The organism is Stenotrophomonas sp. AG209 (assembly GCF_003550055.1).
In the GTDB taxonomy this organism is placed as follows: Bacteria; Pseudomonadota; Gammaproteobacteria; order Xanthomonadales; family Xanthomonadaceae; genus Stenotrophomonas.
The window spans coordinates 320,182-341,047 of sequence record NZ_QXDB01000001.1; the positions used below are offsets into that span (position 1 = coordinate 320,182).

General features: G+C 65.4%; 14 protein-coding genes. 8 read left to right on the top strand and 6 right to left on the bottom strand.

Annotated elements, in window-relative coordinates; all coding sequences use genetic code 11:
* Window positions 1–34: 34 nt before the first annotated feature.
* From DFO63_RS01480 to DFO63_RS01490, 3 genes are all read right to left on the bottom strand, one after another.
* Complete coding sequence (locus DFO63_RS01480; RefSeq protein WP_119006271.1) at window positions 35–2,683, bottom strand: excinuclease ABC subunit UvrA; 2,649 nt, start codon at window positions 2,681–2,683, stop codon at window positions 35–37.
* A gap of 247 nt (window positions 2,684–2,930) precedes the next feature.
* Window positions 2,931–3,542: a DUF3313 domain-containing protein gene (locus DFO63_RS01485; RefSeq protein ID WP_259337353.1), complete on the bottom strand. Its 612-nt coding sequence runs from the start codon at window positions 3,540–3,542 to the stop codon at window positions 2,931–2,933.
* A 392-nt stretch (window positions 3,543–3,934) separates the two neighbouring features.
* A complete protein-coding gene (locus DFO63_RS01490; protein ID WP_182474408.1) occupies window positions 3,935–5,020 on the bottom strand; it encodes an AraC family transcriptional regulator in 1,086 nt (361 codons plus the stop codon).
* A 382-nt stretch (window positions 5,021–5,402) separates the two neighbouring features.
* Between DFO63_RS01490 and DFO63_RS01495 the strand changes: the two genes are divergently transcribed.
* The 5 genes from DFO63_RS01495 to DFO63_RS01515 all read left to right on the top strand — a co-directional run bounded on the left by DFO63_RS01495 (window position 5,403) and on the right by DFO63_RS01515 (window position 12,432).
* On the top strand, window positions 5,403–6,491 hold the full coding sequence (locus DFO63_RS01495; protein ID WP_233490756.1) for an efflux RND transporter periplasmic adaptor subunit: 1,089 nt from the start codon (window positions 5,403–5,405) through the stop codon (window positions 6,489–6,491).
* Window positions 6,488–9,535 (top strand): efflux RND transporter permease subunit, encoded by a 3,048-nt coding sequence (locus tag DFO63_RS01500; protein WP_119006272.1) that lies wholly within the window; start codon window positions 6,488–6,490, stop codon window positions 9,533–9,535. Before DFO63_RS01495 ends, DFO63_RS01500 begins: the two co-directional genes overlap by 4 nt.
* A gap of 2 nt (window positions 9,536–9,537) precedes the next feature.
* Window positions 9,538–11,067: a TolC family protein gene (locus DFO63_RS01505; RefSeq protein WP_101765491.1), complete on the top strand. Its 1,530-nt coding sequence runs from the start codon at window positions 9,538–9,540 to the stop codon at window positions 11,065–11,067.
* Between the two features lie 76 nt (window positions 11,068–11,143).
* Window positions 11,144–11,719, top strand: coding sequence for a TetR/AcrR family transcriptional regulator (locus tag DFO63_RS01510; protein WP_259337358.1), 576 nt, complete (start codon window positions 11,144–11,146; stop codon window positions 11,717–11,719).
* Between the two features lie 56 nt (window positions 11,720–11,775).
* Window positions 11,776–12,432 carry a TetR family transcriptional regulator gene (locus tag DFO63_RS01515; protein WP_119006273.1) on the top strand — a complete coding sequence of 219 codons (657 nt, stop codon included), beginning with the start codon at window positions 11,776–11,778 and terminating at the stop codon, window positions 12,430–12,432.
* Between the two features lie 9 nt (window positions 12,433–12,441).
* Here DFO63_RS01515 and DFO63_RS01520 read toward each other — a convergent pair whose 3' ends face one another.
* The 3 genes from DFO63_RS01520 to DFO63_RS01530 form a co-directional block, all read right to left on the bottom strand.
* On the bottom strand, window positions 12,442–13,734 hold the full coding sequence (locus tag DFO63_RS01520) for an NADH-quinone oxidoreductase subunit D (protein ID WP_119006969.1): 1,293 nt from the start codon (window positions 13,732–13,734) through the stop codon (window positions 12,442–12,444).
* A 256-nt stretch (window positions 13,735–13,990) separates the two neighbouring features.
* Entirely contained in the window at window positions 13,991–14,470 is a 480-nt protein-coding gene (locus tag DFO63_RS01525) for a Rap1a/Tai family immunity protein (protein WP_310648379.1), read from the bottom strand.
* Window positions 14,431–15,444 (bottom strand): LacI family DNA-binding transcriptional regulator, encoded by a 1,014-nt coding sequence (locus DFO63_RS01530; protein ID WP_119006275.1) that lies wholly within the window; start codon window positions 15,442–15,444, stop codon window positions 14,431–14,433. The genes DFO63_RS01525 and DFO63_RS01530 overlap by 40 nt, the downstream gene beginning before the upstream one ends.
* 156 nt (window positions 15,445–15,600) lie before the next feature.
* Here DFO63_RS01530 and ptsP point away from each other — a divergent pair, with 156 nt between their 5' ends.
* The 3 genes from ptsP (at window position 15,601) to DFO63_RS01545 (ending at window position 20,857) form a co-directional block, all read left to right on the top strand.
* Window positions 15,601–18,111 carry a phosphoenolpyruvate--protein phosphotransferase gene (gene ptsP, locus DFO63_RS01535; RefSeq protein ID WP_119006276.1) on the top strand — a complete coding sequence of 837 codons (2,511 nt, stop codon included), beginning with the start codon at window positions 15,601–15,603 and terminating at the stop codon, window positions 18,109–18,111.
* Complete coding sequence (locus tag DFO63_RS01540; RefSeq protein ID WP_119006277.1) at window positions 18,108–19,064, top strand: 1-phosphofructokinase family hexose kinase; 957 nt, start codon at window positions 18,108–18,110, stop codon at window positions 19,062–19,064. Before ptsP ends, DFO63_RS01540 begins: the two co-directional genes overlap by 4 nt.
* A gap of 86 nt (window positions 19,065–19,150) precedes the next feature.
* Window positions 19,151–20,857 carry a fructose-specific PTS transporter subunit EIIC gene (locus DFO63_RS01545; RefSeq protein WP_119006278.1) on the top strand — a complete coding sequence of 569 codons (1,707 nt, stop codon included), beginning with the start codon at window positions 19,151–19,153 and terminating at the stop codon, window positions 20,855–20,857.
* Window positions 20,858–20,866: the final 9 nt, after the last annotated feature.

The window sequence follows — 20,866 nt, forward strand, 5'->3', positions numbered from 1 at the left end:
GCGCCGGACATCGATAGCCGAGCATGGCTCGGCGCTACAGGGAAGCCAGCTCCTTCGCCAGGAACGGCGCCGTTCTGCTGCCTTTGGCGCGCGCCACCTGTTGCGGCGTTCCCTTCGCGACGATGGTGCCCCCTGCCCCGCCAGCGCCGGGGCCTACATCAATCACCCAGTCCGCCTGTGCGACCGCGCGCATGTCATGCTCGATCATCACCACCGTATTGCCCGCGTCCACCAGCCGCTGCAGCTGCACCAACAGCCTGTCTGCGTCCGATGCATGCAGGCCGGTGGTGGGTTCATCCAGCACATACAGCGTGCGCCCGCGCTGGCTGCGCTGCAGCTCGGTGGCGAGCTTGATGCGCTGGGCCTCGCCGCCTGAAAGTTCGGTGGCCGGCTGGCCCAGCCGCAGGTAGCCCAGGCCGATCTCCTGCAGCAACTGCAGCGGGCGGGCAATGGCATCCTCTTCATTGAAGAACGCATGCGCCTGGTCAACCGTCATCTGCAGGACGTCGGCGATGTTGCGGTCGTTCCACTGCACCTTCAGCGTGGCTTCGTTGTAGCGGGCACCATGACAGGTCGGGCACGGCGCATAGACGCTGGGCATGAACAGCAGTTCGACGCTGACGAACCCCTCGCCCTCGCAGGTCTCGCACCGGCCCTTGGCCACGTTGAACGAGAAGCGGCCCGCATCGAAACGGCGTCGGCGCGCGGCGGGCGTGGCGGCGAACAGCTTGCGCACGTGATCGAACAGCCCGGTATAGGTGGCCAGGTTGGAGCGTGGCGTGCGGCCAATGGGCTTCTGGTCGACCTGCACCACCCGCTGGATGGCGTCCATATCGCCTGCCAATGTGCCCCGCGTCGTTTCGATCACGGTCGGCCCGTCGGTGGGCGCGCTATCGGCGTTGTCGTCCGCAGGCTCATGCCCGAGGTGCAGCAGCAACAGCTCGGGTAGCGCCTGCGCCATCAGGCTGGACTTGCCGGAACCGGAAATGCCGGTCACGGCCGTCAGCAGCCCCAGCGGCACCTGTGCGTCCACGCCCTGCAGGTTGTGGCGATGGATGCCTTGCAGCTCCAGCCAGGTGCTCGCGTTGCGCTGCCGGCTCGCGGGTGCGGGCACCTGGTCGAACAGATACCGCGCCGTGCGCGACTGCTGGATCTGGCGCAGGCCGTTGGGCTCGCCACTGTAGAGGACCTGGCCACCGTGCTCGCCCGCCTCGGGCCCAACATCCACCAGCCACTGCGCGCGGCGCATCAACTCCAGGTCATGTTCAACAACGAACACCGAGTTTCCACCATCGCGCAAGCGCTCAAGCGCGTCGTACAGCGCCTGGCTGTCGGCCGGGTGCAGGCCGGCCGAGGGTTCGTCGAGTACGTACAGCACGCCAAACAGCAGCGAGCTGAGCTGGGTGGCCAGCCGCAGGCGTTGCAGTTCGCCGGCCGACAGGGTTGGCGTGGCGCGGTCCAGCGAGAGATACCCCAGGCCCAGGTCACGCAATTGGCGTACACGGGCCATGACCCCGCCTGCCAAGCGTTGTGCCGCCAGGCGCTTCTCTTCGGACAGGGCGGAGGTCAGCCGCACGTCCGGAGCGCCCTCGTGGGTCGCCTGGCCACTCGCGGCCCTCCGGGCGCGATCGCGGGGTGTCGCGCTCCTGCTGGTGCGAGCGCCCTTGCTGTGCGCGCCGAAATCACCTTGTGCGATGGGCTCCAGCAGCGCCGCCAGCTGGTCCAGCGGCAGCCGCATGAACTCACCGATATCCACGCCGGCAAAGGTGACCGAGAGCGCCTCCGGCTTCAGGCGCTTTCCGTGGCAGGCCGGGCACAACCGGCCTTCCATGTAGCGCGACACGCGCTTGCGCATCAGCGCGCTCTGGGTATTGGCAAAGGTGTGCAGCACGTAGCGGCGCGCGCCGGTATAGGTGCCCATGTAGCTGGGCTCCTGCTTGCGCTTGAGCGCAGCACGCGTCTCTGCGGGCGTGAAACCGGCATAGACCGGCACGCTGGGCGCTTCCTCGGTGAACAGGATCCAGTCCCGGTCCTTCTTCGGCAACTTCTTCCACGGCACGTCGATGTCGTAGCCCAGCGTCACCAGGATGTCGCGCAGGTTCTGGCCATGCCAGGCCGGCGGCCAGGAGGCGATGGCGCGCTCGCGGATGCTCAGCGAGGGGTCCGGAACCATCAGTGCTTCGGTCACTTCGTAGACATGCCCCAGGCCATGGCAGGTGGTGCAGGCGCCCTGCGGCGTGTTGGGTGAGAAGTCCTCGGCGTACAGCATGGGCTGGTTGGCCGGGTACGCACCCGCACGCGAGTACATCATGCGCACCAGGCTGGACAGGGTGGTCACGCTGCCCACTGACGAACGCGTATTGCTGGCCCCGCGCTGCTGCTGCAGGGCCACTGCCGGCGGCAGGCCATCGATGGCGTCCACATCCGGCACGCCCGCCTGATCGATCAGGCGCCTGGCATACGGCGCAACGGACTCGAAGTAGCGCCGCTGCGCCTCTGCAAAGACGGTACCGAAGGCCAACGATGACTTGCCGGAACCTGATACGCCGGAGAACACCACCAGTGCATTGCGCGGAATGGAGACGTCGACATTCTTGAGGTTGTGCTCGCGCGCACCGCGCACCTCGACGCAACCGCTGGCGGCGGCAGCGCATGACGATTCACCAAAGGGGGTGTTGGACATTTCAGCGTTCCTGCATTCGGTGGGCGGGCCGCACAATGGGCGCACCCGGTAGGCCATTCTCGCTGCTGTGGAGTGAATGGTGTGAGGGTACGGGCTTCCCCTGCCCTCGAGCGGCATACCCCCTGCACTTCCCCCTTCGTACGCAGTTGCGCGGCCAAGGGCTAGAGTGAGCCATCTACGCGATGGCAGGGCGACAGGCACCCCGATGGACTTGGCTGGGCCGCCACCGCGGCATCGGTGGCGCTCTTCATCCGGCCGATGGTGAAACAGGCTGGCGTGGTCTCACCATCGGCGCAATGAATTCCACCACATCAATCGCAAGCCGACCGGCAAGCGCCTTGGCATGGCCATCCGGTGTGTAGCTTTTTCGGATGTCTCTCATGTCCGCCTCGTCGGCCAGCAGCAGGAGTGCTACCTGCCTGCCAGTGCTAGCGTCGATCGCCTCGATCTCGAGGGAAAGCCGCCCCTTGCTTACCGGCCCCACAAGGACCGATGTGGCAATGTTCAGGCCAGCAGAGGCCTCCTTCACCGAGGTGATCCTTGCAAGCAGCAACAGCCCTGTTCCCGGCTGCCCTGCCCCGGTCAGGCTCCGGCCCAGGCGCCTGTCGATCTGCCGCTGCAGCTGACTGCTTACGGCAGCCTTGAGGCGCTCGCCAATGCCCGGGCCCAGCGTTGCGGCCACCTCTGGCATCAGCAGGACGGGTGCGAGAGTCACCGTCTGAAAGCGCCCATGCGAGCTGCCCGCTGGCACGATCTCCATCCGGCGCTCGCCGTGCATGGTGAGCCCTGCATAGGTCCTGGCCTGGTTTGACCTGACAACGTGAACCTGGCTGCATGCGGCCAGCAACAGCATTGCCATGCCTGCAATGATCCATGGGACCCGCTGCCGCCAGCTGCCTGTTGTGCCGCGCCTGGCAGGCCGTGCATTTTTCAGAGTGGCGGATCGATGAATGGCTGATGCAGGACCAGGGTATTGGGGCTTTGCGGAGTGCATTGCTTTCGCAGGTTGTGTGGAAAGGAATCAACCGAGAAGGAATCTCGCGGCGATCTTCGATTCAAACAGCCGTATACGCTTCATGGTTCTACCCAGGTGATGGAGGGGGCTGGGGAGGACCGAACACGTACAGGTACAATTGATCGCGATGGCGCATCCACCGCCGGCAGCATGAGCTGGTCGTCGAGCCGGTGTGGTTGGGTGGCCAGGCTTCCAACGATGGCCCTCCGCAGCGCGGGAACCGAGGGGGATGCTGCCTACCTGGATTCCCGGAACTCGGTCGGCAGGCAGCCTGCCCAACGCTTGAATGCGCGCCGGAATGCGCGGGCATCGGAATATCCAACCGCCTCTGCAATCTCGGCGATGCTCAACTCTGAGTTCAGCAGGAGGTCGCGGGCACGTTCATATCTCGCTTCGTCCCGAATCTCCCGATAGCTGGAATCCTGCCGGCTCAGGCGGCGGCGGAGCGTTCTTTCGCTGACATTGATCAGGCTCGCAAGTTCACTCTGCCTGGTCGTTGCCTCGATATCACATCGAAGATGGCTCGACAGGGATTCAACAATCTCATTGCGCCCCCCTCGCGTTGGAAGAAGTGAATCCAACTGCTCCCGGACAATTCTTGAATTGACCCGATCAAATCCGGGCAAGCGCGCGCTCAACCAATGTGAGTCTATGGTCAGGCGATTGACGCCAGCATCGAAGCGCACAGGGCACTGGAAGAATCGTCGATAGACTTCAGGATCAGACGGTTTGGGGAGGGAGAAATCAACCCTGAGTGGCGCGAATGATGGTCCAACCACGTATCTGCTGACCGCAACGAATCCGGCGAACGCGTCCTCGACCAGTACTGACTCCAGTTGAATGTCGAATCGTTTGAACCGGACTTCCATTCTCACTTCCCTTCCCACTTCCTCCACCGTGTGGATCAGCATCGAGCCGATTGCCTGCTGATGGGTGAGGCCGTATGTCAGTGCATCGCCGTAGGTCTCGCAGGTGAGCATTGCCAATCCGGGTACGCCCCATGAAATAGGCGTCTGTCTGGCCCCCAATGCCAGGCCCAGCGCAGGTTCGCCCAGCAAACGCTCAGCCCGCATGAACAACTGGCGCATCTGCCGATAGGACAGCCTCACGTCCCTCATCGATAGATCTCGATAAGTGAAGCCGAGCCCGCGGCATAGCTCCTCTGGAGAGAACCCGCGGTCCTCGACCAGGCCGAGGATCGCCCTCGCCCCCGTGGGCACTATCTCTGCAATCTGCGATTCGCTTGCGGAATTTGGATCTTCAGAAGCATGGAGAGCGACAGCATCCAGCGCGGCATCCTCGCCGGCGACAGGCCAGTCCATGGATGCCGGCAGATTCTTGGGGATAGGGGCCATCACGTATTCGAAAGGTAGTTCGACATCGACATAGTCGGGCCGCGAGGGGACCTGTTTCAACGTGGCGGACACATTCTGACCTTTTGGGTCCCCCGCCCGTCCTCCAATGTCCCTTCGAGGGCACCAGCAGTAACAACGCCCTCACGTCGCTGACCAGATTCAGGCCGGGACGCCTCCTGCCACGAGGGATCAGCAGGTGTGCCATCTGTCCCAGTTGACCTGTTCAAGCCCCTGTGTGTCCAGAACTGTCCTGTTCGTGGTGCAGGTGTCCCCCTAAATTTACGCCGCCTGCAGACCCGACGGCGCCGAACCGGTCTGTGGAACCGACCACCCATGCAAGGAACCGAACGTGAAGACCCATATGACTCGGTCGCTGGTGCCTCGTCTCAGCGCACTGGCCATTGCCCTGTCCGCGATGACGGGATGCTCCGACACACCGGAAAGCGCCGCGCCCGAAGCACGTACCGCGTACGTCGCATCCGTTCGACAGGCCACTGGCGATCAGCGCTCTTACATCGGCACCGTACGCGCCACGCAGCGAGGACAGCTGTCCTTCCCGGTTTCCGGAAAGGTATCTGCAGTACTCGTTGAACCTGGCGATGCCGTAAAGAAAGGCGAGGTGCTGGCCCGCCTGGATTCCATCCCATTCGCAGCACAGGAGGCATCCGCCGCAGGTGACGTTGCACGGGCGCAGGCGGCATTGGACGAGGTCCAGCGTCGCGTTGAGCGATTCAATGTTGCAGAGAAGGCCGATGCGCTCAGCCCGGCGGAGATGACCGCAGCGAAGGCCGAACTGGCGGCCGCCAAGGCGGCTGTTCGAAACGCCCGCGCGCAGCACGAACTTGCCGGCTGGTCACAGGGGGAGGCCACGCTGCGAGCCACCTTCGATGGAGTGGTCGTTGCCCGCAACGTTGAAGTTGGACAGTCCGTGGGCCCCGGCGCTGTTGCCATCCAGGTCGATGGTGCGGGCCGTGAGCTGTCTGTCGCGATTCCGGGCAGCGCTCGCCTGGATGTTGGGCAGATGGTCAATCTGATCAGCGGCTCGGACACCGTGGCGAGCAAGGTGCTGCGTGTCGACGGACGCGTCGACGCCGGCGGCGTGCGTACGGCATACGTCGCAGTTCCCGAGGCGGCGACCGTGGGCTCGACCTGGTCGGTCCAGATCACTGGCGCGGATGCGGGCCCGGCCAGGCTCCAGGTGCCATTTCGTGCTGTCCTGCCGTCTGCCGTTGGCGGTAAGGGGCAGGTGCTTCGGCTGGCAAAAGATGGCAAGACGACCGAAATTGCTGAAGTGAGCCTGGGTCAGTACCACGGCGACTGGATCGAGGTGAGTGGGCAGATATCCGCCGGTCAGCGCGTCGTGGTCGCGGGTGCCAAGGCCATCCGCCCGGGCACGCAGATCAAGCCCGTCGACATGAAGATGGGATCAGAACAATGAGCCTCTCCTCATTCTCACTGGCGCGTCCACGACTGACTCTGCTGGCGATCATGGCGATCGTCCTCACCGGCCTCATTCTGGCGCTGGACTTCCCGTCCACTGAAGAGCCTCCCATCACCATTCGCACGGCGACGGTACTCAGCTTCATGCCAGGAGCCGGCGTGGACCGGGTCGAGCAGCTTGTCGCTCGCCCGATCGAGGAGAGCATTCGGGGAATGCCGGAGGTCAAGCGCATCCGGACGACTGTTCGTCCAGGTTTTGCGTTCACCTACGTTGATCTTTACCCCACCGTGGAATCGGAAAAGATCCCCATCGTGTGGCAGCGCTTGCGCTCACGCATGGGGGACATCCAGAGCCAGCTTCCCGAGGGAACGATTGGCCCGGTCGTGGACGACGAATTCGGGCGCGTCGCGGTGATGACCATGGGCCTGACCGGCGAAGGCTACAGCGCAGGCGAGCTTCGGGCAGAAGCCCGCCGCCTGCGCGATGAACTGTTCCGGCTGCCCGGGGTGGAGCGTGTCTCGCTGCATGGCGTGAGGGACGAGCAGGTCCAGATCATCCTGGACGTGCCCTCCCTGGCTGCGCGCGGGCTCAACCCCAATGTGATTGCCGATGCGGTTTCCAAGCGCAATGTCATCGCGCCGGCGGGTTACGTCGAGATCGGGGGGTCGGAGATTGCGCTCAACGTGAGCGGTGACGCCGACAACCCCTCCCAGCTGAAGAGCACGCCGATTCCGCTGCCGAAGGGTGGCTCGGTGCCTCTGGGCGCCCTTGCGCGAGTGGAACGGGTGACCCAGGACCCGCCGATGACCGGCGCATTCGTCAATGGCACGCCGGCCGTCGTAATAGCGGTCTCCATGGCACCAGGACTCAACGTAGTCAGCTTCGCCGATCTGCTGCGCGGCGACGTTGAACGGCTTTCGGAAACGCTGCCGGCCGGCATGCAGCTTGTCCAGATCACGGATCAGGCCGAGGTTGTTTCCACCCAGCTGCTGCGTGTTGCCAAGGTTTTCCTGGAGACCCTGGCCATCGTCATGGCGGTCGTCGTGCTGTTCCTTGGAATGAGGACCGGCCTGATCGTCAGCGCCATCGTGCCGACCACGGTGCTGGGGACGATGGCAATCATGAAGATCCTGAACATCGATCTGCACATGATCTCGGTGGGTGCAATCATCATTGCCCTGGGCCTGTTCGTTGACAACGCGATCGTGGTTGCCGAGGACATGGAGCGGCGGCTCTCGCTGGGTGAGTCGCCGGACCAGGCTGCCGCTCACGCAGGCAGCACGATGTTCGTGCCGCTTCTGGTTTCTTCGCTGGCGATCATCCTCGCGTTCATGCCGCTGGCCATCTCCAGCACGGAAACCGGCGAGTATCTGCGCAGCCTCGGCATCGTGATGGCCATCGCGCTGCTGTTGTCGCTGGTCATCGGCGTTACCCTGATTCCGCTGCTGTGCAAGTACTTTGCCCATCACCATGCCGAACTCAGCCGCACCGCACGCGCGGTCGAGCGGCTGACGGGCTGGTACCGCGGCAAGGTCCGCTGGATCCTGGGGCACAAGGCCATCTACATCGGCGTAATGGTTGCACTGCTGGCAACCTCCGGCTGGTTGTTCACCACCGTCCCCAACGAGCTGATGCCGCCGTCCGAGCGCCATCAGCTGCAGATGGCCATTGAGCTTTCCCCGGATTCCAGTCCGGCCAATACGATGGCGGTTGCTCACCAGATCAGCAAGGTACTGGCCGACGAGAAGCTCGTTCCGGAGATCTCCAGCCACGCCCTGTACATGGGCGATGGTGGTCCACGCTTCATCCTGGCACTGAATCCCCCTACTCCCGCAGGACACCGCGCGTATGCCGTGCTGTCCCTTGCGAAGGGCGTCAAGCATGAAGCGGCCATTGAGCGGCTGCGTTCTGTGATGGCAACACACTTCCCGGACGTGCGGGTGGAGCCCAAGCGATTCTCGATGGGATCTTCGGATGCCGGCGTTGCGACGTTCCGCATCTCCAGCAGCGACGGCGCACATCGGATTGCCGCCGAGAAGCTGCTGCGCACGCTGCAGGACACGCCGGGGATGGTGGATGTATCCAGCGATGCCGAACGCCAGGTTGTCCAGCTTGATGTAGACGTCGATCAGCCCAAGGCCCAAGCCGCTGGCATCAGCAGCGCGGACATCGCAAAGAGCATGGACATGCTGCTGACCGGCGCGACGATCTCCCGCTATCGTGAGGGCGACACCGTTCTCCCGGTCATCCTCCGCGGAGAGGCGGCGCTGCGCACGGATATCGGCCAGCTTGAGGCACTCCCGATCCAGAAGGCGGATGGCAGCGGAAGCGTGCCCCTTGGCCAGGTGGCCAAGCTTCGGTTGGCGCCGCAGCTGTCTTCAATCCAGCGAGTGAACCAGACGCGCGCGGTCACCGTACTTGCAAAGAGCTCCGAGCTGACGGCCCAGGGGATCGCGGACAAGGTGGAGCCGCTCCTTTCCGAATTCCGCAAGCAGGGCGTGCGGGTTGAACTCGGTGGCGAGATCGAAGAAAGCAAGAGTGCCAACGACGGCATCGAGAAGCTGCTCCCGCTCTGCCTTGCTGCCATGTTCCTGTTGTTCGTATGGCAGTTCGAGAGCATCCGCAAGAGCCTCATCGTCCTGGCGAGCATTCCGTTCGTGGTCATCGGCGCGACCTTGGCACTCAAGCTGAGTGGCACCAGCCTGACCTTCATCGGAACACTGGGGCTGCTCGCACTTGCCGGCATCATCGTCAACAACGCGATTCTGCTCATCGATGCGATCGACGAAGGCCAGCGCGATGGCTTGCCTCCCCTCCAGGCCATTGAAGAGGCTGCGGCAAAGCGCCTGCGCCCCATCGTGATGACCAAGATGGTCTGCATTCTCGGTCTCGTCCCGCTGCTGCTGTTTGGCGGTTCCATGTGGACCAGCATGTCGATCGTGATGATCGGCGGCCTCGCCCTTGGAACGCTGATCACGCTGGGTCTCATTCCAGCGCTGTATGCCGCGCTCTACCGCATTCACCCGGCCGAGGAGGCATGATCATGTCTATTGGAAATCGAGTTGCCTGCCTGTCGATTGCTGTGCTCGTGGCGCTGTCTTCTGGCTGCGCCTCTGTGGCCCCCAGGACCGAGATCCCTGACGCTGCAGCCCGGCATCATGTGGGCCAGGCCCCCACGCCGGCGGCGCTGGACGCGGATGTCCTGCCCGGGACGCCCAACAGGCAATGGTGGAAGGACTTCTCCGACCCCAACCTGGATGCACTGGTGAGCTTGGCCATGCGTGGGAATCATGACCTGAAGTCTGCCCTTGCCGCCGTGGTGGAAGCGCGGGCGCTGGCAGGCGCGGCGCGCAAGGACTATCTGCCGAGCGGTGCGCTGCAGGCCAAGGCCGAAGCCATGCAGTCCGCCCAGATCGAAGCGGATCCCTATCGCCAGGATCTTCCCCGCCCCCCTTCCCAGAGACTGCTGTCCGCCGGACAGATGTTCTCCTGGGAACTGGATCTGTTCGGGCGCATTGGCACCGCCGCAGCCATGGCCGATCGCAAGGCCGATGCGGCGGCGGCTGACGCGAGGTCGGCTGCCGCAGTGCTCCAGGCCGAGATTGCGAAGAACTACTTCCTGCTCAGGATGGACCAGATCAACCTGTCCTCTCTTGAGCGCGAGGTTGAGCTGAGCAAGGCCCGCGTTGTGCGCGTGAAGGCGCGGTATGCGGCCGGGCTGGTCGATCGCAGGGAGGCGCTTGCGGTCGAATCCGAACATGCCGAGCTGGTGGCGCAGGAGGCGGCAACCGTTACCCGGCTGCAGGCGGACAGGGCCGCATTGGCGGTTCTTGCGGGCCGCTCGCCGACCGCGCGGGACGACACCTGGGAGGCGTTGCTGGCCCCGGCTCCTCTGCCGGCCCCGCCGGGTCTTGCATCGCTTGCGCAGCCGACCGACCTCCTGGCGAGGCGGCCTGACGTCGCCAAGGCCGATGCACTGCTGCGAGCAAGCCTTGGCAACGTCGTACTCGCCGAGCGCGCGCACCTTCCGCGCCTCACGCTGAATGTCTTCGGCGGCATCCTTGCACCGTTCGGTTCGCTGGGCGATTCCAGTGCAAAGCGCTTCTCTGCCGGCCCGGAGCTTCAGTGGGAGTGGCTGAGCTTTGGCCGGAAAAAGGCCAGGGAGGAAGCCGCTCGCGCCGGCAGCGATCAGAGCTGGCATGCGTTCGAGCAGACCGTGCTGACTGCGCTGAAGGAGAGTGAGGACTCCCTGCATGCGTGGACGAGTTCCAACGTCAGGATGCAACAGGCGGTGAATGCCGAGGCACTCAGCAGCAGATCTTCGGCCTATGCTTCTTCCCGCGTGGACGCCGGAATCGAACCGAAGGATGCCGGCCTGCAGCAGCAGGCGCTGCACGAGAAGGCGCGCAGAGAGCTTGCGGCGGCACAGGCCGGGCTGCTGATGGCCCACGTGCAGGTGCAACTGGCACTGGGGGCATGGCAGCCCGAGAAGGCGGACCCGGAGATTGAATTCGGCAGGCCCATCGCTTCCCGGAAGAGCGCCGAAAGCGAAGCATCCGCGGCGCATCACTGACTGGCTCGAACGGCAATCCGCCAGGCCGTACCGGCCTGGCGGATCGTTGGTCGCCCGCTACATGAGGAAAGCTCTCTTGAACGCTACCCATAGTTCGTCCGTGCGTGTGCCCGGCATACTCATCCGCGAAACGGCAGCGCTTATCGTCCGCAACGGTCGGTCTTCGGTCACTGTCAGTGAGATTCTTGAATTCTCGGGCGTGAGCCGTGGCGCGATGTTCCATCACTTCTACTCCAAGCAGGATCTCATCGATGCCACTTTCGCCAGCTGGCTCCAGGGATTCAGCCTGGATGTAGAGCAGAAGATGCGTACCAACGGCCTCCGGCATGGCGCCTTTACAAATGCTTACGTGGAATCTGTCGTGGAAGGCTGCAGACGGCACGACGTTGCAATGCTCTCGGCCCTGATCATTCGCCTGGACCTCACGCAGTTGCCGGCGTTGCAGTGGATCGAGTGGATGAAGAAGAAGCTGGCCACCGAGCCGTCCGAGGCGGACGATCCCGCGCTGAAGTCTGCGCGTCTCGCCGCCGATGGTCTCTGGCTTGGCTCACTGTCCTGCCCTGCCCCCGCCAATGAACCGAAGATCGACATTCAAGCGCCGCAGATCCCGGTGCAGCGCTGTGGCCATGGTCCGTCCCATCGCCTTGTCTAAGGACGATCAGGACGCGCGGCCACGCGCTCATCGAACGGCAGGGATGCAACCGTGCCATGGCTAGAAGAACCAGGCAGGACGCACACGCCACGCGTGAGAGGATCCTCGATGCCGCACTGGTGTGCCTGCTGCGCCACGGAGCCGCGGGCGCAACGTTGGAGCTGATCGCCACCGAGTGCGGCCATTCGCGCGGCGCGATCTACTGGCACTTCGGGTCCCGCCAGAACCTGCTGGGTGAACTCTCCGCGCGAGGGCGGCCAGATGCATCCGAAGGACTGCAGGAGGTCGCCATCCGGCAGTGTAGTGACCCGTTCAGGCTTCTGTTTGCGGACCTGGTCAGGGTCTTTGATCACACGCGCCGCACCCCACGCGTTCGTCGAACGGTTGAGCTTCTCCTGCGCTCTGGTGCATCACGTGAGCTGGGCGGCATAGGCGACGTGCTCGCAGCGTGCGCGATGCCGGAGGTCCGCATGCTGGAGCTTGTGTACCAGCGCGCAGGGGCGCTGGGCCAACTCCGCGAGGGCGTTGATGCAGCCACTGCGGCGCGCAGCCTTCATGCGATCGCGGTCGGCGTTCTGCTGGGATCAATCCTGGAGCCCGGCATCCTCAACCTGGAGATGGGCGCGGCACGCACCGTGGAAGACCTGCTCAGGCTGCACATGGCTGTTCCCTTCGCGACTGCCGGAACGTGGTTCACCCCATGTGCGGGCTGAGCCGGTTCCTCATCGATCCACTTCGCCGAACACAATGTCGTAGGTGCCAATCATGGCGACGACATCCGCCAGCATGTGGCCCCTGACGATTTCATCCAGAGAAGAGAGGTGAGCGAAGCCGGGAGCACGCAGGTGCACCCGGAACGGCTTGTTGGCGCCATCGGAGATCAGGTAGCAACCGAATTCGCCCTTGGGCGCCTCGACCGCTGCGTAGGTTTCACCTGCCGGCACCTGGTAGCCCTCGCTGAAGAGCTTGAAATGATGGATCAGCGCTTCCATGTCGGACTTCATCTCCTGCCGGGACGGCGGCGCCACCTTGAAGTTGTGGACCATCACCGGACCGGGGTTGGCGCGAAGCCAGGCGACACATTGCCTGATGATGCGGTTGGACTGCCGCATCTCCGCGACCCGGCACAGGTAGCGGTCATAGCAGTCACCGGCGGTGCCGACCGGAATGTCGAAGTCAACGGCATCGTACTTCGCGTAGGGGCGCTTCTTCCTCAGATCCCATGCCACGCCCGAGCCTCTCAGCATCACCCCGGTCATTCCCCAGTCCATGGCCTGCTGCGGGCTCACGACGCCAATGCCCACCGTACGTTGCTTCCAGATTCTGTTGTCGGTGAGCAGGGTTTCGTACTCGTCAATCCGGTCCGGGAACTCGCGGGTAAAATTCTCGATGAAATCGAGCAGCGACCCCTCCCTCGCGGCATTCAACCGCCGCAGCTGCTTCCCCGTCTTCCAGCGCGACTCCTTGTACTTCGGCATCTGCTCAGGCAGGTCACGGTACACGCCACCTGGCCGATAGTAGGTGGCATGCATTCGAGCACCGGATACCGCCTCGTAGCAGTCCATCAGCTCTTCGCGCTCCCGGAATGCATAGAGCATCACGGCCATGGCACCAAGGTCCAGCGCGCCCGTTCCGATGTTCATGAGGTGATTGAGGATCCGGGTGATCTCATCGAACATCGTACGGATGTACTGTGCCCGGATCGGCGCTTCGATTCCCAGAAGGGTTTCGATCGCGCGTACGTAGGCATGTTCATTGCACATCATGGATACGTAGTCCAGCCGATCCATGTAGCCGATGGACTGGTTGAAGGGCTTGGACTCCGCCAGCTTCTCAGTGCCCCGGTGCAGCAGGCCCACATGCGGATCCGCGCGCACGACTGTCTCGCCATCCATCTCAAGCACAAGGCGCAGGACCCCGTGGGCCGCGGGATGCTGGGGGCCGAGGTTCATCACGTAGTTACGGATCTCGGTATCCCGGCGACCATCGCGTATGGGCGCGGGCCCGCCCGCCATCGTCCTTTCAGTGTTCATCCAATAGCTTCCGTAGACCGAACGCATTCAGCGGAAGTGCTTAATGCTCCAAGCGTCGATGCTACTTCGACGAGGAAGGCAGGCTATGGACTACCTGGTCTGGAACGTGGGGCGCTGGGATTGTTCCCGAGCCGAAGCAATCTGCGGTCAACGCGCGGAATTTCTCGACAGCGGCACGTGCTGCCAACCCCGGTTGCGGCGGGGAACAAGCCTGGCAGATCACTTCAATGAGGTTGGGTCAGTTTCTCCTGGACGGTCCGATGCCACCGCGCGATGCCCGGCGTTCGCAAGGAAACGCTGTTCGCAGGCCTTCCACAACCAGCGAAGAAGCATTCTGTTGCAAGCGGTCCTGGGGCAGTTGCTGGAGATGGGAGGCGACACGATCGACCAGTTCATGTGGAAGGATCTGGCCTTGGCCACACCACTGGCCACGATTGGCATCGGCAGCACCCTGGATGTAGGCACTGGCACGGGCGCTGGACAGATTCCGGCACTGTTCGCCGGCACAGAATCCGTCAGCCCCTTTTCCCTGCAGTAGCGTGATCAGCTCTGCGCCGCTTACAAGCCAGGTGCGCTTCGGTGGTGATGTCTCCGCAAGCAAGGATCCGGCCAGGAAGCAGGCTCCAAGCGTAAGCAGTCGGCTCATGCGACGACGCGCCTGTCGGCCTTGATGTCCTCTCATGCCTTGGACCTTGGTTGTCGTCCTTCTGGATTCCATGCGGTTGACCCCCTCACCACGCACCGGCCCGTCATCACCAACCGGCGCACCGGCAACTCCGGCGTGCGCAGTCGTTCCAGCAACAGCGACATCGCTGCGTGCCCCATCTCTTCGACCGGCTGTTCGATCACGGTGATGCCCGGTTCGACCATCTCGGTCCAGCGTTCGTTGTCGAAGCCCGCCAGCGCCAACCCGCCAGGAATTGCCAACCCTGCGCTGCGGGCGGCCTTCAATGCCCCCATGAGCAGCAGGCTGTTGCTGGCGACCAGCGCCTCCGGCCGCGACCGGCCGGCCAGCCACTGATCGACCGTTGCAATGGCCGCTTCAGCCGTTGGCTCAACCTCGCGATAATCCGGATCCAGCCCATGCGTGCGCATCGCAGCGAGATAGCCGTCCCGCCGCTCCGCCGCCGTGGTGCTGGTGCTGCCGAACAGGCCGCCGATGCGGCGATAGCCACGCGCCACCAGATGCTCGACCAGGCCCGCCATCGCGGCCGGATTGTCGAGCACCACGCTGTCGATCGACCCGCCAGGTGCGGCGCGGTCCACCAGCACCGTTGGATAGTTCATTGCGAGCCGTTCCAGGCGCCCCACTGTGGTCCGGGTGGGCGCAAAGATCAGTCCACTGATGCGCTCCTCGTGCATCAACTGCAGATAGAGCGCCTCACGCTCGGGGTCCTCGTCAGTGTTGCAGAGGGTGACGCGCAGGCCTTCACGATAGGCCACCTCCTCCACCGCGCGGATCAGCGCGGTGAAGAATGGGTTGCGGATGTCCGCCACGATCAACCCGATGATGCCGGTGTGCCGGGCGCGCAGGCGTCGTGCCTGCAGGTTGGGGTGATACCCGGTCTGGCGGATCGCCGCCTCCACCCGACCGCGTACCGCTTCGCTGACTGGGCCGCCACCGAGCACCCGCGACACCGTGGATTTGGACACTCCCGCCACGCGCGCGACGTCGTTGATGCTGATGCTCATTGGAACCGTTCCCGGAAACTGTCGCTGATCATGGCCAAATGGCCATCCAGAACAATGCTAACCCCAAAGGAGTATTGGCTTTTTGTGCAGTGCACATTGAAATGAGGACTGGGAACGTTCCCAATACGCCACAGCATCCCCTTCCCGGAGCCCGCCTTGCAGCCCTTGACTACCCCTGCCCCCGTCAGCCGGGAACTGATCCGCCTGGATGCGCGTGCGCTCGACAAGGCCGACGCCATCGCCCAGGTGGCGCAGATGCTTGTCGCCGCCGGCTGCGTTGCGCCGGGTTACGAGGCGAGCATGGGCCGGCGCGAGGCGCTGGCGAATACCTTCCTCGGCCATGGCGTGGCCATTCCGCACGGGCTGGGTGAGGACCGTCACCTGGTGCGCCGCGATGGCATTGCCGTGCTGCAGTTCCCGCAAGGCGTGGAGTGGAACCCGGGCCAGGTCACCCGCCTTGTGGTCGGCATTGCCGCGCAGTCCGATACCCACATCACCCTGCTGCGGCGGCTGACCCGGCTGATCCAGGATGACGCGACCCTGCAGCGCCTGTTCACCACGGCCGATGCGAGCGAGATCATCAACGCGTTGGCTGGCGATGTTTCGACCAGGGCTCCCACTGTGCCGGTGACGGACCTTGCCGAGCGTTTCGACTGGACCATCGCCTACCCAAGCGGGCTGCACGCGCGCCCGGCCACGCGCTGGGCCGAAACAGCGCGCGGTTTCGCGGCCCGCGCACAGGTTCGCGCGGGCGATCAGGCTGCCGATGCCAAAAGCCTGGTGGCGCTGCTGCAGCTCGGGTTGCGCCATGGCGACGCGGTCAGCGTGTCTGCCGAGGGCGCCGATGCCCCTGCCCTGCTGGCCGCACTGCGCAAGGTCATGGATGGGCTGGTGGCACAGGAAAAGGCCGATGCCGAGCGCGCAGCGCAGCGCAAGGCCGCGCCGGTTGCGGGCTGGAATCCGCCGGACGCACAGGCGGCGATCGTCGGCATCGGCGCCAGCCCTGGCCTGGCGATCGGCCCGGTGCATGTGCTGGCCAGCACGCAGGCTGAGGTCGCCGACCGCCCCACCCCTCTCGGCGAAGGCGGCGCACACCTGCAGGACGCGCTCAGCCGCACCCGCCAACAACTGGCCGCGCTGCAGGACGACACCCAGCGCCGGCTCGGTGCCTCGGATGCGGCGATCTTCAAGGCACAAGCCGCGCTGCTCGACGACACCGATCTGATTACCCGCACCTGCCAGCTGATGGTCGAAGGCCATGGCGTTGCGTGGTCCTGGCACCAGGCCATCGAGCAGATCGCCTCCGGCCTGGCGGCACTGGGCAACCCGGTGTTGGCCGCGCGCGCCGCCGACCTGCGTGACGTGGGCCGGCGCGTACTGGCACAGCTTGATCCGTCCGCGGCGGGTGGCGGCCTTGCCGACCTGCCTGCACATTCTTGCATCCTGCTCGCTGCTGATCTGTCGCCGTCCGACACGGCCAACCTCGATACCGGTCGCGTGCTTGGCCTCGCCACCGCGCTGGGCGGGCCGACCTCGCACACCGCGATCCTCTCGCGCACGTTGGGCCTGCCGGCGCTGGTCGCCGCTGGCGCGGAGCTGCTGGCGATCAGCGCGGGGAGCGAGGCGATCATCGATGGCAGCAGCGGGCGCCTCTATCTGTCTCCGTCCGAGGCCGATCTCGCCTCGGCCCGTGCGTGGATCGCCGAACAGCAGCAGATCCGCGAGCGTGAAGCGGCGCAACGCGCGCAGCCGGCACAGACCCCAGACGGCCACCGCATCGACATCGGCGCCAACGTCAACCTGCCCGAGCAGGTGCCACTGGCGCTGGAGCAAGGCGCGGAAGGTGTCGGCCTGATGCGCACCGAGTTCCTGTTCCTCGAACGTGGCAGTACGCCCAGCGAGGATGAGCAGTACGCCACGTACGTGGCGATGGCCAAGGCACTCGACGGCCGCCCGCTGATCGTGCGCGCGCTCGATATCGGTGGCGACAAGCAGGTTGCTCACCTGGAGTTGCCGCGCGAGGAAAACCCGTTCCTCGGCGTGCGTGGCGCGCGCCTGCTGCTGCGTCGCCCCGACCTGCTGGAACCGCAGCTGCGTGCGTTGTATCGCGCGGCGAAGGACGGCGCACGCCTGTCCATCATGTTCCCGATGATCACCTCGGTGCCCGAGCTGATCGCACTGCGCGCCATCTGCGAACGGTTGCGCGCCGAGCTCGAGGCGCCCGACGTGCCGATCGGGATCATGATTGAAGTCCCGGCCGCCGCCGCCCAGAGTGATGTGCTGGCCCGCCATGCCGACTTCTTCTCGATCGGCACCAACGACCTGACGCAGTACGTGCTGGCGATCGACCGCCAGAACCCGGAACTCGCCGCCGAGGCCGACAGCCTGCACCCGGCCGTGCTGCGCGCGATCCGCGCCACGGTGGAAGGCGCACGCCTGCATGGGCGCTGGGTTGGGGTCTGCGGCGGCCTGGCGGGCGATCTCTTCGGCGCAATGCTGCTGGCCGGCCTGGGCGTGGACGAACTGTCGATGACCCCAAACGACATCCCGGCCGTGAAGGCACGCCTGCGTGGCAACGCGCTGGCCGATCTGCAAGCGCTGGCCACTACCGCGCTGGACTGCGAAACCGCGGAGCAGGTGCGTGCCCTTGATGGAGCGCACGCATGAGCGCCCAGGCCCTCACCGCTACCCTGAACCCGGCGATCGACCAGACCGTGCGGCTGCCGCACCTGCATCCGGGACAGGTGCATCGTGCCCGCAGCTCCCGCGACGACGCCGGCGGCAAGGGCGTCAACGTGGCCGCCTGCCTGGCCGATTGGGGCGTGCCGACCACCGCGCTGGGCGTGCTCGGCGATGGCAACGACGGCGTGTTCAACGCGTTGTTCTCCCAGCGTGGCATCGCAGACGCTTGCCTGCGCGTTCCGGGCCGCACCCGCACCAACATCAAGCTGGTCGACGAGGCCAACGGCGAGACCACCGACATCAACCTGCCCGGCCTGTCACTGTGTGACGCCGATCTGGACGCGGTATCACGCCGACTCGACGCACTGCTCCAGGCGGACCAGCCGGTGGTGCTGTCCGGCAGCCTGCCGTCCGGGCTGCCAGCCGATGCATGGGCGCGACTGCAGGCGCGGGCTGGCGCCGCTGGTGCGCGCGTACTGCTGGATACCAGTGGCGACGCGCTCGCCGCCGCGTTGAGCGGCGCACAAGGCGTACTGCCCTACGCGATCAAGCCCAACCGCCACGAACTGGAGGCCTGGGCCGGCACGCCGCTGCCGGATCGCAGCGCCCTGCGGGCCGCGGGCCAGGCCTTGGTCGAACGCGGAGTTGCACTCGTAGCGATCTCGATGGGCACCAACGGCGCGCTGTTCATTGATCGCAGCGGCGCCCTGGTCGCGCGACCGGCGCGGCTGGCGCAGGGCAGTACGGTCGGTGCGGGCGACGCCATGGTCGCCGGCATCGCCGCCGCATTGCTGGAGCCCTCCCTGGATCTGGCGGGTTGCGCGCGGCTGGCGACAGCGTTCTCGATGAGCCGGCTGGAGAGCGGCGACGCGCGACGGCTGGACCCGGCGCAGGTGCGCGCGTGGACCGGCGATGTACTGATCGAGCGGTTGGATTGAAACCCCTGCAGAGGACGCTGCGGCTGGCCTCGGGCCACCGATAGCCCCTACTGCAAGGACGAACCCGAAGAATTCCAGGAGTTCCCATGCAAGCTTCCACCGTAGTCATCGCCGCCGGCGAACGCAGCATCGAGGCGGTTCTTGCCGCCGAAGCGCTGCGCCGCGCCGCCCGCCAGCAAGGGGCTGAACTGGCGATCGAAATCCGCAGCGACCAGGGCGTGACCGGGGCACTGCCGGCAACGCAGGCCGCCGCCGCAACGCAGCTGCTGCTGGTGGGTGATGGCGAGGCAGATGCCGCGCGCTTCGGCAACGCCCAGATCGTGCGCGCCAGCCTCGGTGAAGTGCTGGACGACCCGCTTGCCGTATTGGCGCAGCTTGCCACGACGTCCGAAACCGCGCCCGCCGCAGGCGCCAGCAGGCGCATCGTCTCCGTCACCTCCTGCCCGACCGGCATCGCCCACACGTTCATGGCAGCCGAAGGGTTGCAGCAGGCCGCCAAGGCATTGGGCCATGCGATCCGGGTGGAAACCCAGGGCTCGGTCGGCGCGCAGGACGCATTGAGCGACGAAGAAATCGCTGCCGCTGACCTGGTGCTGATCGCCGCCGACCGCGAAGTCGATCTGTCGCGCTTCGCTGGCAAACGCCTGTTCAAGAGCGGCACCAAGCCGGCGATCAATGACGGCCAGAACCTGATCCGCAAGGCGCTGGCCGAGGCCGGCGTGCAGGCGGGTACGGCGGCTTCAGGCCGCACCCCCGAGAAGGCCAGGGTCACCGGCCCCTACAAGCACCTGATGACCGGCGTGTCGTTCATGCTGCCGTTCGTCACTGCCGGTGGCCTGCTGATCGCACTGGCGTTCGCGCTCGGCGGCATCTATGCCTTCGACGATGCACACAAGGGCACGCTGGCCTGGTCGCTGTTCCAGATCGGCGCCAAGTCCGGCTTCATGCTGATGGTGCCGGCACTGGCCGGTTACATCGCCTACTCCATCGCCGATCGCCCGGGCATCGCGCCGGGCATGATCGGTGGGTTGGTGGCAGTCAACATGGATGCGGGCTTCATCGGCGGCATCCTGGCCGGTTTCATCGCCGGCTACGGCGTGCATTGGATCAACCGTGCGCTGCGCCTGCCGCGCAGCCTGGAAGGCCTCAAGCCGGTGCTGATCCTGCCGGTGCTGGGCACGCTGCTGGTCGGCCTGTTGATGATGTACGTGATCGGCACGCCGGTCGCCGGGCTGCTGGCCTGGCTGACCGACTGGCTGCGCGGCATGCAGGGCAGCAGCGCGATTCTGCTCGGCCTGCTGCTGGGCGGCATGATGGCGGTGGACATGGGCGGGCCGGTCAACAAGGCCTCCTACGCGTTCTCCACCGCACTGATTTCCAGCCAGGTCTACACGCCGATGGCGGCGACGATGATCGGCGGCATGACGCCGCCGCTGGGCATCGCGTTGGCCACATGGCTGTTCAGCAACCGCTTCACTGCCGAGGAGCGCGGCACGGCCGGTGCCGCTGGCGTGCTTGGCCTCAGCTTCGTGACCGAGGGTGCGATCCCTTACGCCGCGCGCGACCCGTTGCGCACCATTCCGGCGCTGATCCTCGGCTCGGCCGTGGCCGGTGCGATCTCGATGGCCGCAGGCGTCGAGCTGAAGGTGCCGCACGGTGGTGTGTTCGTGCTGCCGATCCCGAACGCGGTCACCCACCTTGGCGTCTACCTGCTGGCACTGGTGGCCGGCGTGACCGTCACCGCGGTCGCGCTGCGCGTGCTCAAGAAGCCGGTCACGGCTCCCACCCTGTAAAAGGAACCT

Bases quoted from the DNA above. Each gene is read 5' to 3' on its own strand.
- DFO63_RS01480 (WP_119006271.1), bottom strand. From the start codon at position 2,683: ATGTCCAACACCCCCTTTGGTGAATCGTCATGCGCTGCCGCCGCCAGC.
- DFO63_RS01485 (WP_259337353.1), bottom strand. From the start codon at position 3,542: ATGGCAATGCTGTTGCTGGCCGCATGCAGCCAGGTTCACGTTGTCAGG.
- DFO63_RS01490 (WP_182474408.1), bottom strand. From the start codon at position 5,020: ATGGACTGGCCTGTCGCCGGCGAGGATGCCGCGCTGGATGCTGTCGCT.
- DFO63_RS01500 (WP_119006272.1), top strand. From the start codon at position 6,488: ATGAGCCTCTCCTCATTCTCACTGGCGCGTCCACGACTGACTCTGCTG.
- DFO63_RS01505 (WP_101765491.1), top strand. From the start codon at position 9,538: ATGTCTATTGGAAATCGAGTTGCCTGCCTGTCGATTGCTGTGCTCGTG.
- DFO63_RS01515 (WP_119006273.1), top strand. From the start codon at position 11,776: ATGGCTAGAAGAACCAGGCAGGACGCACACGCCACGCGTGAGAGGATC.
- DFO63_RS01520 (WP_119006969.1), bottom strand. From the start codon at position 13,734: ATGGCGGGCGGGCCCGCGCCCATACGCGATGGTCGCCGGGATACCGAG.
- DFO63_RS01525 (WP_310648379.1), bottom strand. From the start codon at position 14,470: ATGGAATCCAGAAGGACGACAACCAAGGTCCAAGGCATGAGAGGACAT.
- DFO63_RS01530 (WP_119006275.1), bottom strand. From the start codon at position 15,444: ATGAGCATCAGCATCAACGACGTCGCGCGCGTGGCGGGAGTGTCCAAA.
- DFO63_RS01540 (WP_119006277.1), top strand. From the start codon at position 18,108: ATGAGCGCCCAGGCCCTCACCGCTACCCTGAACCCGGCGATCGACCAG.
- DFO63_RS01545 (WP_119006278.1), top strand. From the start codon at position 19,151: ATGCAAGCTTCCACCGTAGTCATCGCCGCCGGCGAACGCAGCATCGAG.